3 protein-coding genes are annotated in these 14,641 nt (G+C 72.8%); all 3 read right to left on the reverse strand.

The window, feature by feature from the left end; all coding sequences use genetic code 11:
* Window positions 1-31 precede the first annotated feature (31 nt).
* A complete protein-coding gene (locus ACZ61E_RS00935; protein ID WP_469696425.1) occupies window positions 32-1,735 on the reverse strand; it encodes an ABC transporter ATP-binding protein in 1,704 nt (567 codons plus the stop codon).
* Complete coding sequence (locus tag ACZ61E_RS00940; RefSeq protein ID WP_469696426.1) at window positions 1,719-12,764, reverse strand: amino acid adenylation domain-containing protein; 11,046 nt, start codon at window positions 12,762-12,764, stop codon at window positions 1,719-1,721. Before ACZ61E_RS00940 ends, ACZ61E_RS00935 begins: the two co-directional genes overlap by 17 nt.
* A 65-nt stretch (window positions 12,765-12,829) precedes the next feature.
* Window positions 12,830-14,617 (reverse strand): ABC transporter ATP-binding protein, encoded by a 1,788-nt coding sequence (locus ACZ61E_RS00945; protein WP_469696428.1) that lies wholly within the window; start codon window positions 14,615-14,617, stop codon window positions 12,830-12,832.
* Between the last annotated feature and the right edge of the window lie 24 nt (window positions 14,618-14,641).

Raw genomic sequence — 14,641 nt, forward strand, 5'->3', positions numbered from 1 at the left:
CCTGACCCCGCCACCTCCCTACCTCACCGCGTCACCGCGTCACCGCGCGGCAGTACTCCTCGTCGGTGGCCAGGAGATTGCGGTGGGTGTCCTCGGCGGTGATGACTCCTTCGTCCAGGACGAGGACCCGGTCGGCGGCGTCCAGGAGGGCCGGACTGCTGGTGATCACGACAGTGGTACGCCCCCGGCGCAGCTTCGCGACATTGCGCGCGATGAGCTGCTCGGTGACCGCGTCGACGGCCGTCGTCGGGTCGTGCAGGACCAGGACGTCGCTGTCGGCCGCCAACGCGCGCGCCAGGGAGAGCCGTTGGCGCTGCCCCCCGGAGAGGTTGGCGCCCCGGTCGCGGACCGCGTAGTCGAGTCCGTCGCGGTGGAGTGCGACGACATCGGTCAGCATGGACGCCTCGACGGCCTCGGGGACCGTCCGGCTGGTGCCCGACGGGTCGATGTTCGTGCGCAGGGTGCCCGCGAAGATCTCCGCGTCGTACGGGTTCACCAGCAGGTGCTCACGGACCGCCTCGACCGACAGATCGGTGACCGCCTGTCCGCCGAGCCGCACCGCCCCCTCGTAGGCGTCCGGGGCGACGTTGAGGGCCAGGACGGACGCGAGGTCGGCCGCAGCGCGCGGCTGGTAGACGGCGACCGCCACGAACTCGCCCGCCGGCACCCGGAACTTCAGCCGGTTCAGGGTCCCGTACCGGACACAGTCCACCTCAAGGTCTCCGCCCGGTGCCGGGCGGTCCGTCCCCGGGGTCGTCACGGGCGGAGCGGACAGTACGAGCGCCATCCGCTCGGCCGACGCGCGCGCGATCATCACGTACTTCGGCATCTCCGAGAACAGCTTCAGCGGTTCGATGATGAACTGCGCGAGGCCCACGGCCATGACGAGTTCGCCGATGGAGATCCGGCCGCCGAACGCCAGCCAGCCGGCCGTCAGGGTCACCGCGGCGGCCAGCACCGCGTTGAGGGCCAGCGCGGTGCCCGCGTACACACCGTTCACCTTGGCGACGGTGATCGACCGACGCTTCGCGTCCGTGCTGACCCTCCGGTAGGAGAGGAAGGCCGCCTGGTTGCCGCCGAAGCCGTGCAGCGGGCGCAGCCCGGTGATCAGGTCGGCGACCTTCGCGCCCGCCCGCGCCACCCGGGCCTGCTGCTCACGGGTGCTGGCGCCGATCCGCTTGGACATCACGGCCAGGATCGACAGGATCGCGACGGTTCCCGCGATCACGAGCAGCCCGAGCCGGATGTCGGCCAGACCCAGCGCGACGGCCGCGACGAGCACCGCGACCAGCGAGCTGATCAGCAGTGGCACCACCTCGATGATGTCGGCGGTCTGGTCGGCGTCCTCGGTGGCGATGGTCAGCACCTCGCCGGACTTCAGGTCCACGTCCCTGGCCACCGGCTGGAGTCCGCAGGCCGCCACGCGCACCCGCCAGCGGTGCGCCTCGGTCGTGTTGGCCTTCTGAAGGGTGCGCATGCCGAACCGCCACGACAGCGACACGGTCGTGATGATCACGGCCAGTGCGCCGATCGACAGGCCGAGGGCGCCGAGGCTCCTGTCCTGCATGGTGTGCTCGACGATCAGGCCGAGCGCGATGGGGAAGGCGGTCTCCCCCGCCTGGTAGAGCCCCATCAGGAGGGTGCCGGTGGTCATGGCCCCGACGTTGCGGCGCAGCGCGGTGCGCAGGATGTCGGCCCCGGGGCGGGGCCGCTGGGTGTCAGGAGTTGTCTTCAAGGTGGCGGGCAATCGCTTCCGGGGTTCGCAGGGTCAGCAGATCACGGATCGTGACCACGGGTCCGTACTCGCGGCGGAGCAGCCCGATCAGCCGCACCGCCAGCATGGAGTGCCCTCCGAGGGACACGAAGTCGCTCACCGCGCTCACCTCGTCGTCGTCCAGGTCCAGGGCCTCGGCGAAGAACTCGCACACCACGGTCTCGGTCGCGGTCTCCGGGCCGCGCTCCCCCGCCGTGGTCAGCGCGCCGAGCGGCTTGGCCTCGGGCAGCGCCTTGGTGTCAGCCTTCCCGTTCACCGTCAGCGGGATGCCGTCGACCTGTGCGTAGTGCGTGGGGCGCAGGAAGTCGGGCAGTGCGGCGCCCACTTCGGCGGCGACCGCGGCCAACTCGGCCCCGTCCAGGACGAGATAGGCGGCCAGCCGGTGGGCGCCGTCGACCTGGGGGTCGGGCTGGGCGACGGCGGCGGCGAAGCGCACCGCCGGGTGCGCCGCGAACACGGCCTCGACCTCGCCGAGTTCGACCCGGTGACCGCGGATCTTGACCTGCTGGTCGGTGCGGCCGAGATACGTCAGGTTCCCGTCGGGCCGCCGGGACACCAGGTCCCCGGTGCGGTACATGCGCTCGCCCGGTTCGCCGAACGGGCAGGCCACGAAGCGGTGCGCGGTCTGGGCGGGCTGCCCGAGATAGCCGCGGGCGATGCCGACGCCCGACACGTACAGCTCACCGGGGACCCCGTCCGGCAGGGGCCGCAGCCAGGGGTCCAGTACGTACACCTCGGTGTTGTCGATCGCCACGCCCACCACCGGGTCCTGGCATTCGAAGGTGCCGACGCCGAGGGTGTTGATGGTGTACTCGGTGGGTCCGTAGAGGTTGTAGCCGACCGTCCCCTCCGTCCCGGCGAGCCGCGACCACAGCGAGGGGGTGACGGCCTCGCCGCCCAGCAGAACGAGCGCCGGGCGCCGTTCCGGGTTGTCGAGCAGTCCCTCGGCGACCAACTGCTGTGCGTAGGTGGGGGTCACGTTGATGACGTCGATCCCGTGCTCCAGGCAGTACTCGACCAGCCGGGGCGCGTCACGGCGCAGTTCCTCGTCGCAGATGTGCACCTCGTGGCCGTCGGCGAGCCACAGCAGTTCCTCCCACGACATGTCGAACGCGAAGGACACGGTGTGCGCGATGCGGAAGGTCCGGTGGCCGTGCTCGGCGAGCACCGGCTCGAAGATCCGGCGCTGATGGTTGATCAGCATGTTGGTGAGGCCGGTGTACTCGGTCACCACGCCCTTGGGCCTGCCGGTCGAACCGGAGGTGTAGATCGTGTACGCGGGGTGCCGCAGCCGGTCCGGGTCGTCGGGCGCGAAGGTCCGGTACGGCCGCGCGTCGGGCAGGGGCCGGTCCAGTTCGATGAGGTCGCCGGTGAGCCGGGGGGACACGGCGCTCACGGTGAGGGTCAGCCGCGGCCGGGCGTCCGCGACGATCGCCGCGATCCGCTCGTCCGGGTGGTCCAGTTCCAGTGGCACATAGGCGGCGCCGACGCGCAGGACGGCGAACAGCGCCACGATCGAGTCGAGCGAGCGCGGGATCGCGAGGGCGACATTCGTCTCGGGGCCGATGCCCCGCCCGGCGAGCACGCCCGCCAGCGCGCGGCTGCGGTCGCGGAGCGCCGCGAAGGTCATGGTGGCGCCGTCGGCGACGAGCGCGACCCGTTCGGGATCGTTGTCCGCCGCGCGGTCGAACCGGTCGACCACGGTGTCCGTGCCGATGTGCCCGCGCTCGGCGGGTGCGGGCTCCGGCCCCAGACCGCGGAGGGCGCCCACCGGACCGGCGGACCGGGTCAGGTCGTCGAGGACGCGCAGGTAGTCGTCCAGGAGCCGACGGGCGTTGCCGGTGTCGCCGTCGCGGTGTTCCAGCTTGACGGTGAGCCGGTCGCCGGGCGTGACGACCCAGGTGAAGGGGTAGTGCGTGGAGTCGTCGGCCCGGACCGACCGGATGCCGTGGCGGGCGTTCATCGCGGCGAACGCGTCCATGTCCAGGAAGTTCTGGAGCACGAACAGATTGTCGAACAGGGTGTCGTGTCCGCTGGCCCGCTGGATCTCGCCGAGTCCCAGGTGCTCGTGCTCCATCGCCTCCACCCTGGCCGCCTGTACGGCGGAGAGGTACGCGCCGACCGAGTCATCCGGGCGTGCCCGTGTCCACATGGGCACGGTGTTGAGCAGGACGCCGACGATGCCGGCCAGTCCCTCGCCCTCGCGGCCGGAGACGGTCACGCCGAAAGCGGCGTCGCTCCGCCCCGTGTGCGCGCCGAGAAGCAGACCGAAGGCGCCGGTGAGCACCGTGTTCAGCGTGACACCGTGGTCCTTCGCGGTCTCCCGCAGCCGCTGCGACAGTTCGGCGGAGACGGTGTGCGTGAGGGCGCGCGGCAGTTCGTCGGAGAGGGACGGCGCGGGACCGGCGAGCAGGGTCGGGCCGGGGAGACCGGCCAGGTGCCCGGCCCAGAACCGTTCCGACACGGCGGGGTCCTTGGCGGCGAGTGTCCTGGCGTACTCCTCGAAGCCCGGTGTGGCCGGGGACGGGTCCAGTGGCTCGCCCGCGACGACGGCCCGGTAGGCGTCGAACAGGTCCCGCAGCAGGATCTCGCGGGACCAGCCGTCCCACAGGAGCAGGTGGTAGCTGAGCAGCAGGCCGTCCCGGTCGTCGGGCAGCCGTACGACGGTCAGCCGGATCAGCGGTGGCTCGGCCGGGTCGAACCCGGTCTCACGGTCCGCCTCGCGCAGGGCGTCGACCTCCGCGTCGGCCTCCGCGCCGGTGGTCGGCCGGACGGTGCGTACGCCGACCCGCCGGCCCGCCTTGAGGCTCTGGACGGGGTTCCCGTCGTCGTCGGTGGTGAAGCCGGCGCCCACGACCGGGTGCCGGGCGATCACGTACGCCATCGCGTCGGCCAGCGCCTCGGTGTCCAGCCGCCGGTCGAAGGTGAAGTAGCTCTGCGCGACGTAGTGTCCGGCCCGGCCCGCCATCTGGGCCTGGAAGAACAGTCCCCGCTGGAGGGGGGTGACGGGCGCCGTGCGCTCGGCCGTCACGGAGGCGTCCGCGATGTGTTCGAGCGCGCGCAGCCAGTGCCCGGTGATGTCGTCGGGGACACCTTCGGCGAGGGTGAAGGCGGCGTGCAGGCTGCCGGTGGCGTCGTCGGTCCACGCGTTGACCTCGACGGCGTACGGGGTGCCCTGATCGCCGCCGGTGATGTGCGGTGCCTGGGATTCGCCGCCCCGGCCGAGGTAGTTGAACAGCACCTGCGGGCGGGCGTCCAGCAGGGGGGCCGTCTGCGGGTGGAGATGGCGGAGCCGTCCGTAGGCGACGTGTCCGCACTCGTCCGGCTGGCGCTCGGCGACCTCGCGGGCGGCGGCGACCGGGTCGGTGTGGGCGGTGAGCCGTACGGGCGCGATGGAGGTGAACCAGCCGACCGTACGGCTGTAGTCGTGGTGGTCGCGGGCGGGGACCCGGCCGTGCCGCTCCAGTTCGATCGCGAGATCGGTGGGCGCGGGCTGAACGTGTGTCAGCGCGGTGCGCAGGGCGCCGCAGAGCAGTTCGGTGAGACCCAGGCCGAGCGTGGCGGGCGCGGTACGGGTCACCAGGTCGCTGGTGCCGGGCGCCAGTACGACGGTGGTCTCGCGAGGGCGCTCGACGGCGGTCAGCAGCGCGGGTGCCCGGAGCGTGTCGATCCAGTGGCCGAGGCCGTCGATGATCTCCTCGGGTCCGGACGCGAGTGCTTCGGCGTACTCGGCGTAGGAGGTGGTCGGGGGTGGCAGGTCCGTTCCGCCCAGGGCGGTGGCCAGGTCGTCGAGGATGATCAGCCAGGACACCGCGTCGACGGCGAGGTGGTGGACGGTGACGACCAGGGTGCGGCTGGACTCCAGCCAGGAGAAGGCGATGACCTCGCCGGACTCGGGGTCGAGCCGTCCCGCGGCCTCGTTCGCCGCCGCCGTCGGGTCGGTGGTGTCCGGCCGGACGACGGTGATCTCGCGGGCGGGTTCGGTGCGCGGTGACCAGACGCCGTGTGCGACGCGCAGCCGCAGACGGAGCACGGGGTGCGCGGCCACGACGGCGTTCGCGGCCCGCCGGACATCGGCGAAGTCGGCGCCTTCGGCGACCGCCAGCGTCCTGGCCTGGGCGAACCGCGCGAGCGATCCGCCGAGTTCGCGCCGGCGCAGCATGATCGGTGTCGGGGTGAGCGGGCCGTCCTCCCGGCGGGAGGGTACGGGGGTCTCGGTCCGTGGTGTGCGCGAGGCCAGGTGCGCGGCGAGCGCCCGCGGCGTCCTGAACAGGAAGACGTCACGGGGCGCGATCGGCAGGCCGAGCGCCCTGGCACGGTTGATCACGGTGATGGCGACGATGCTGTCGCCCCCGGCCATGAAGAAGTCGGTGTCTCCGTCGACGGCGGTGGCGCCGGGCAGGGCGTCGGCGAAGACGCCGGTCAGCGCGGTGAGCGCGGAGTCGCTGTCCGGTGCGGCGGGAGCGGTGGGCTCCCCCGTCCCCACCCCCGCCTGCGCGGCGCGTTCGGCGAGGGCCTCGCGGTCCAGCTTGCCGTTGACCGTCAGCGGCAGTGCGCCGACGGGCAGCACCCGGCCCGGCACCATGTGCGCGGGCAGCTTCGCCGCCAGCCGGCCGGTGGCGTCACCGGGCACCCGGCCCACGACGTGCGCGACGAGGTGGTCGCCGCTGTCGGCGACGGTGACGGCCACGTCGACCACACCGTCCAGTTCCCGGACGGCGGACTCCACTTCACCGAGTTCGATACGGAAGCCCTTGAGCTGCACCTGGTCGTCGGCGCGGCCGGTGAACACCAACTCCCCGTCGAGCGTACGGCGGGCGAGGTCGCCCGTGTGGTACATGCGGGAGCCGTCGCCGGTGAACGGGTTGGCGACGAACCGGCCGGCGGTCAGCCCCGGCCTGCCGAGATAGCCGAGCGACACCTGGTCGCCGGCGACGTAGATGGCGCCCACCCGGCCCGGCGGCACCGGCCGGAGCCGGTCGTCCAGCAGATAGGTGGCGAGACCGGGGATCGGGCCGCCGATGGGGCTGACGTCGTCGCCGGGACCGAAGTCGTCGCCGGTCAGTACCCGGTGGGTGACATGGACGGTGGTCTCGGTGATGCCGTACATGTTCACCAGCTCGGGCGAGGCGGTGCCATGGCGTTCGACCCAGCCGCGCAGCCGGGCGGGGTCCAGTGCCTCGCCGCCGAAGATGATCCGGCGCAGCGCCGTGGCGGGCCGGTCGGCGTGCCGGTCGGCCTCGATGAACTGGTGGAACGCCGACGGGGTCTGGTTGAGGACGGTCACGCCGCGTTCGCGGACCAGCCGGTGGAAGTCGACCGGGGAGCGCGTCAGCCCGTACTCCGGCACGAGCAGCTCACCGCCGTGCGCCAGGGCGCCCCACAGCTCCCAGACCGCGAAGTCGAAGGAGAACGAGTGGAACTGCACCCAGACGTCCCTCGGCCCGAAGTCCATGCCGGGGCGGGTGTTCGCGAGCAGCGACACCACGCTGGAGTGCGGGACGACCACGCCCTTGGGTCTGCCGGTCGATCCGGAGGTGTAGATCACGTACGCGGGCTCGCGCCAGTCGGGCGCGGACACGGCCACGGGCACGGGCGCGTCGGAGGGGGCGGGCGGCGGCTCCTCGCCCTGGACGAGTACACGGGCGCGCACGCCCGCACGGGACAGCAGCGCGGTGAAGCGCTCGCGCTGTTCGCGGTCGACGAGGACGACCTGGGGGGCGGCGTCGGCGAGGACGTACTCCAGGCGTTCGTCCGGGTACGCCAGGTCGAGCGGTACGTACGCACCGCCCGCGGTGACGACGGCGACCAGGGCGACGACCTGTTCGACGGAGCGCGGGACGGCGACGGCGACGCGCCTGCCGGGCCGGACGCCGGCCGCCCGCAGTACGGCCGCCAACTCGTCCTTGGCGTCGCCCAGTTCACCGTAGGTCAGGGACCGGGTGCCGCCGTCGAGCGCGCACTGGGTGACGGCGGTCGCGGCCGGGTCGCGGCGCGCGGCGGCGTCGAACAGCCCGCCGAGGGTCGTCGGTGCGATCCGCGCGGGCGCCGGACGCGACTCGGGTGCCGGAGCGGCGACCGGGGCGTCCGGCCGGGTGAGCAGGCCGATGAGGGTCCGGGTGAACGTACGCAGGACCGCCTCGGCGCCGGCCTCCCGCAGCAGCGCGCCGTCGTGGATCAGGTTGAAGCGCGGACGCCCGTCCCCCGTCCGCTCCACCACCAGTGTCAACGGGTAGTGCGGGGCGCCCTCGTTGACGATGTCGGCGATGCGCGGCTCGTCGTCGGGTCCGCCCAGCGCCGCCACGTCGGTCGCGACGTCGAACACCACCAGGGTGTCGAACAGGGCGCCGGCGCCCACCGATCGGCCGATCCTCGCCAGTGAGACGTGCTGGTGCGGCAGTACCGCGCTCTGGTGCTCCCGGACGGCGGCGAGCAGTTCGCGCGCCGTGGTCGTCTCCGTCCAGCGGGCGCGGACCGGGACGGTGTTGATGAACAGTCCGACCATGTCCCCGATACCGGGCACGTCGGCGTCGCGTCCGGAGACCGTCGAGCCGAAGACGACGTCCCGGCCGTGCAGGATGCCGCCCAGGGTCAGGGCCCACGCGCTGTGCACCGCCACGCTCAGCGGCACACCGGCCGACCGGACGGCCGCGTCGATGTCCACGCCCTCACGGCCGGGCTCCACCGCCGTGTCGGCGAACCGGTCGGAGGGCGTGTGGCCCTCGGCGACCAGCGACGGTCCGGGCAGCCCGGCGAGTTCCCCGCGCCACACCCGGTCGCTCTCGTCCTCGTCGCGTCCGGCGAGCCAGTGCAGATAGTCGGAGAAGCCACCCAGCGGGTAGACGGTGCCCGGGGCGTGGTACTCGGCCAGCAGGGCGCGGAGCATCGGGGGGACCGACCAGCCGTCGGCGACGATGTGGTGCACGGTCTGCACCAGGACGTTCCGGCCGGCTCCCGCGCGGATGAGGGTGTAGCGCGTCAACGGGCCGGTGGCCAGGTCGAATCCGGCGCGGCGGTCCCGCTCCGCGAGGTCACGGATCTCGTCGTCCGTGATGCCGGGACGCTCCAGCGTGGTGAAGGGCGCCCGCACGCCCGCCTCCTGGACGGCGACCACGCGGCCGTCGGCGAGCGCGGTGAACCGCGCGGCCAGGTTGGGGTACAGCGTGAGCAGTCGGGTCGCCGCCGCCGCGAGCCGGCCGGCGTCCACGTCGCCGTCCAGCGTGATCAGTTGCTGCTCGACATAGCTGCCCGCCGAGTCGTCGTCGAAGACGGAGTGGAAGTACAGGCCCTCCTGGAGGGGGGTCAGCGGCAGGATGTCGCGCAGCGCCGGGCCGTCGAACGCGTCGACGTCGGCCTGGGTGAGCGGCACCAGGGGGAAGTCGCTGGGTGAGTGACCGCCCTGGTCGAGCGCGGCGAGCCCGGCCAGGGCTCCGCGGAAGTACTCGCCGAGGGTCGTGATGTCGTCGTCGGTGAACATCCCGTCGGGCCAGGAGATGGTGGTGACCAGTTCGTACGCGCCGGACGGGGCGGGTTCGGCGATCGCGTTGAACTCCAGGGCGCGTGGCAGGCGCATCCTCGGGTCCCTCTTCTCGCCCAACTGATCGGTGGAGCCGCTCAGTTGCCAGTCGCCCGAGCCTCCGGCACCGAAACGCCCGAGGTAGTTGAAGAGCACCTGCGGTGCGGGCGCGTCGAACTCGGAGTCGGCCAGGTACCGCAGGGCGCCGTAGGAGACGCCGTTCTCCGGTACCCGGGCGAGGTCCTCCTTCACCGCCTTGAGCGCGGCGGCCAGATACCCGGGCTCGGTGAGGTCGGGCGCGGCGCCGGGGTCCACGGTCACCGGGAACAGGGTGGTGAACCACCCCACGGTGCGCGAGAGTTCCGGTTCGAACCCGGCGGAGCCCGCGACGAACCGGCCCTCGCGGCCGTGCCCTTCGAGCTCGATGTGGGCGTAGGTCTGGTCCTGGCCGAGATCGCGGCGCCACCGGGCGAGGGAGACGGCGAGCGCGGTCAGCAGCACGTCGTTGACGCCCGCGTGGAACTTGGCGGGGATCTCACCCAGCAGCGCGGCCGTGACCTCGGGTCCGGCCGTGACGGTCCGGGTCCGCTCCCGGGCGACGGTGTCGGCCTCCGACAGCGCCCGCCTGCCGATCGGTCCGTCCGCTCCCGGCAGGGGGCGGCGGTAGTAGGAGCTGTCCGCGTCGAACGCGGCCCGCTCCAGCAGCTGTGTCCAGCGGCGGAACGAGGTCCCCACCGGGGGCAGCTCCACGGGGGCGCCCGCGGTGAACTGCCGCCAGGCGGTGGCCAGATCTTCCATCAGGATCCGCCAGGACACACCGTCGACCACCACGTGGTGGACGGCCACGACCAGCTGGCGTGCTCCGGGGCGCCAGACCGCGCGCAGCATCGCGCCGCTGTCGGGGTCGAGCGCGTCGGTGGCGAGCGTGACGCACTCGTCGAGGGGACGGTCGCTCTCCAGCCACACGGTGTCCGACCGGTCCGGGGCCGGCCGCGCGGGCGCCTCCGGGATGTCGAAGCTCCAGCGCTCCCCCCGTACGAGCTTGGCGCGCAGCATGTCGTGCCGGCCGGTCACGGCGCCGAGGACGGTGTCGAGGGCGCCGGCGGTCAGCTCGGCCGGGGTGTTCAGCACCACGGACTGCACGAAGCCGTCGATCGCGTCCGTGGTCTCGCCGAGCCAGCGCACGATGGGCGATCCCGCGACGGAGCCGGTCGGCACGTCGCGGTGGTCCACGGTGGTGACGTCCTCACGGCTCGCGACGGCCGCGAGCGCGCGCACGTTGCCGTTGGTGAAGATCTGGCGCGCCGTGACGTAGAGGCCCGCCTCGCGCAGCGCGCCCATGAGCGAGATCGCCAGGATGCTGTCCCCGCCGAGCTGGAAGAAGTCCTGGTCGACGCCGACCTCGTCGAGCCGCAGCAGCGCCGCGACGGCCGCGCAGACCACGCGCTCGTCCTCGGTGGCGGGCGGCAGGACCGTGCCGGTGCCGGTCCTGGGTTCCGGCAGCGCGTTCCGGTCGACCTTGCCGTTCGCGGTGAGCGGGAACTCCTTCAGCACGACGGTGTGGGCGGGCACCATGTACTCGACCATGTGGCCGGCGGCCCAGGCCTTGACCTCGTCGGCGCGCAGATCCTCGCTGCCGGCGGCCGGGATGACGTAGCCCACCAGATAGGTGCCACCCGCCGCGTTCTTCTTCGCGACGACGCATGTGTGCCGTACCGAGGGGTGTTCGGCGAGACCGGCCTCGACGTCCTCGATCTCCAGCCGCATGCCGCGGATCTTGATCTGGTTGTCGGCGCGGCCGAGGAAGTCCAGTGAGCCGTCGGGGGCGAACCGGGCGAGGTCGCCGGTGCGGTAGAGCCGCGACCCGTCGTCGGCGAACGGGTTGGCCACGAACCGGGACGCCGTCAGTCCGGGTGCGTTCACGTATCCGCGGCCCAGGAGGAATCCGCCCGCGTACAGTTCGCCGCCGACGCCGACCGGGACGGGGCGCAGTTCGTCGTCGAGCACATAGAGCTGGGTGTTGGGGTTGGCCCTGCCGATCGATGTCGACAGGCGTTCGGCCGCGCCCCGGTAGATGACGTGCGAGACGCCGATGGTCGTCTCGGCCGGGCCGTAGCCGTGGTAGAGGGGGATGTCGAGCTTGGCGCGGAAGCGTTCGTACAGCTCCGGGGTCAGCACCTCGCCGCCGCACCACACGTGCCGCAGGCTGTCGAGCCGTCCGGTGTCGCCGGCCATCTCCAGCAGGACGTCCAGCATGGACGACACCAAGTACGTGAACGTGACGCGCTGTTCGGCGATCACGCTCAGCAGATGGTGCGGGTCGCGTTCGCCGCCGGGCCGCAGGACGACCAGCCGGCCGCCGGAGACCAGGGGCAGGAAGATCTCGTTGATGGAGATGTCGAAGGAGAGCGGTGCCTTGAACAGCGAGGCGTCGTCGTGGCCGAAGCCCAGGATCTCGTCGACCTGCCACAGCAGGCGTTCGCTGATCGCCTCGTGACGGATCATCGCGCCCTTGGGGCGGCCGGTGGAGCCGGAGGTGAAGATCACGTACGCGAGGGCCGCGCCGGGGACGGATATCCCGGTCTCCCCGGTGGGGTGGGAGCCGAACGCCCAGTCGTCGAGGTCGACCCGCTCGGCGTCCGGTTCACCGGGACCGGGCTCGCCCGTGGCGTTGAGCTGGAGCACGACCCGGGCGTCCTCGACGACGACGGCGCGGCGGGCCGCGGGCCACCGCGGGTCGAGCGGCACGAAGGCGCAGCCCGCCCTGAGTACGGCGAGCAGCCCGACGACCATCTCGGCGGAGCGGCCCAGCGAGATACCGACGACCTGTTCGGCGGTGAGTCGGCGTTCGACCAGGCGGTGCGCCAACTGGCTGGACAGCTCAGCTGTCTGACGGTAGGTCAGCGATCGGCGGTCGTCCACGACGGCGACGGCGTCCGGCCGGGTCCGTGCCTGTTCGAGGAACATCTCCACGATGGTCGGACGGTCCCGGTGGGCCGTGTTGTCGTTCCACTCTGTGAGGGTCCTGAGCCTGGCCGCCGCGCTGGTGGGGGCGATGGTGCCGAGGGGCCGGTCGGGGAAGTCGGCGAGGTCGTCCAGCGCGAGCTGCGCGTCGGCCGGTGCCACACCGGCCGGGACGGCGATGCCCCAGCCCCGTGAACCGCCGCCGGAGCCGCCGTCCGGACCGTCGCGCCGACCGGTGTCCGGTCCGCCGGCCGGGCCGTCCGCCCCGATCGCGGCGGTCTCCCAACCACCGGGTCCGGCACCGCCGTTGTCGATCCAGCCGAGCACATCGGCGAAGAGCGTGCCGGGGGTGAGCTCCAAGCCTTCGGGGCTCCGGCCCGTCGCCCAGTACGACAGCCCGACGGCGCACGCTCCCGCGATGGTCCGGTCGGAGTGGTCGCCGGTCCGCCGGCGTACACCGGCCAGACGCGCGGGCGAGAGAAGTACGAGACGAGCGCTCGGTTCCAACATCGAAGACTCAGCATCCCTTCCAGAAAGTTAGCCCAGCCTAACTTAGGCTTACCTAACTCGGGAATCTAACTACCTTCTCGCCAGGCCCGCCACAGCCGTGCGTACCGGCCGCCCAGAGCCACCAGCTCCTCGTGGGTGCCACGCTCCACCACACGCCCCGCGTCCAGCACGGCGATCCGGTCGGCCGCCATCGCCTGGGTCAGCCGGTGCGCCACGAACAGCGTGGTCCGGCCGGCGCACGCGGCCAGCACGGCGCGCTCCAGCTCCGCGGCGCCCTCGCTGCCCGCCTCCGCGGTCGACTCGTCGAGCACCACCACCGGTGAGCGGCCCAACACCAGCCGGGCCAGGGCGATCTGGGCGACCTTGGTGGCATCCAGCCGCTCACCGCCCTCACCCACCAGGGTGTCGAGCCCGTCGGGCAGCGCGTCGAGCCAGCCGCCCGCGCCGACGGTGCGCAGCGCGTCCGTCAGCTCGGCGTCGGTCGCCCCGGGCGCGGCGAGCCGCAGGTCGTCGGCGAGCGGACCGGAGAACACATGCGTCTCCTGCGTGAGGATGCTCACCAGGGCCCGCGAACCGGCCTCGTCCATCCCGGCGAGGTCGTGCGGCCCGATGCGCACCGACCCGGCCCGGGGTGTCCCGATACCGGCGATCAGCGCGGCCAGGGTGGACTTGCCCGCACCGGTCGCCCCCACCAGCGCGAGCGAACCGCCCGCCGGAATCGTCAGATCGACGTCCATGAGGACCGGTTGGCCGGTGCCGGGATAACTGAACGTCAGCCCCTCGACCGTCACCGCGTACGGCGCGGCGTCCGCCGGGGCGACCGAACGGTCACCCACCAGACGCTCCTCGGTGTCCTCCGCCAGCACCCCGACGAGCCGGGTGAGGCTCGCGCCCGACTTCTGCGCCTCGTCGAAGGTGAACATGATGGCGCCCAGCGGGGTGAACAGCCGGTGGAACATCAGGGGGGCCGCCGACACCTCGCCGAGGGTGGCGGCATCGGCCTCCAGCAGGGCGTACCCCACCACGAGGATCAGGACGAGCCCGATGAACTCGGCGCGGTTCTCCCGGCCGACGAATCTGCCGAAGAACCGGAACACCTCGACACCGAGATCACGCACCCGCCACGACTCCCGGGTGACCGTCTCACGGACGGACTCCTCCAGCCGGTACGCCCGTACGGTGTCGATGCCGTTCAGTCCGCTGATCAGGGCCTGCGCGCGATCGGCCTGGGCCACCCGCTGCCGGCGGTAGAGGGGGGCCGACCGCGGGAGGTACCAGCGCAGCGCGAGCGCGTACGCGGGCAGTGCGCCGGCGCCCGCCAGGCCGAGCCGCCAGTCCAGTCCGAACATGCCGACCGTGGCGATGAAGACCAGCACTCCGGCCGAGAACACGGTGGGGACGGCCGTCCGGATGCCCTTGGACAGCACGGCCACGTCGTCGCCGACGCGGGAGAGCACATCGCCCCGGCCGACCTGTTCGATCCGTTCGCTCGGCATTCCGAGCACCGCGCGCACGGCGTGTTCGCGCAGCCGCGCGAGCAGGTCCGCGCCGAGGCGCCCGATCAGATACGTCGACGCGGCGGTGGCCGCCGCGCCGAGCAGCGCGGCGGCCCCCATCAGCGCACCGACCGTGACCAGGACCGAGCGGGACTGGCCCTCGACCACCCCGTCGACCACCCTGCCCAGCAGGAGAACCGGGAGCACCTGGAGCGCCGCCCCGGCCACGGTGCTGAGCACGGTGGCGAACGTCAGCCACGGTGCCTCGCGGCAGTGCGCCAGGACCCACCGGGTGGCCTCGCCCCCGGTGGCCGTGCGCAGGGTCGCCGGGGCCGCGCGGATGCCGGTGGCGCTCACCCGGACATCGGGTCTCGTCGCTGA

Source organism: Streptomyces sp. NPDC104581, from assembly GCF_055583685.1.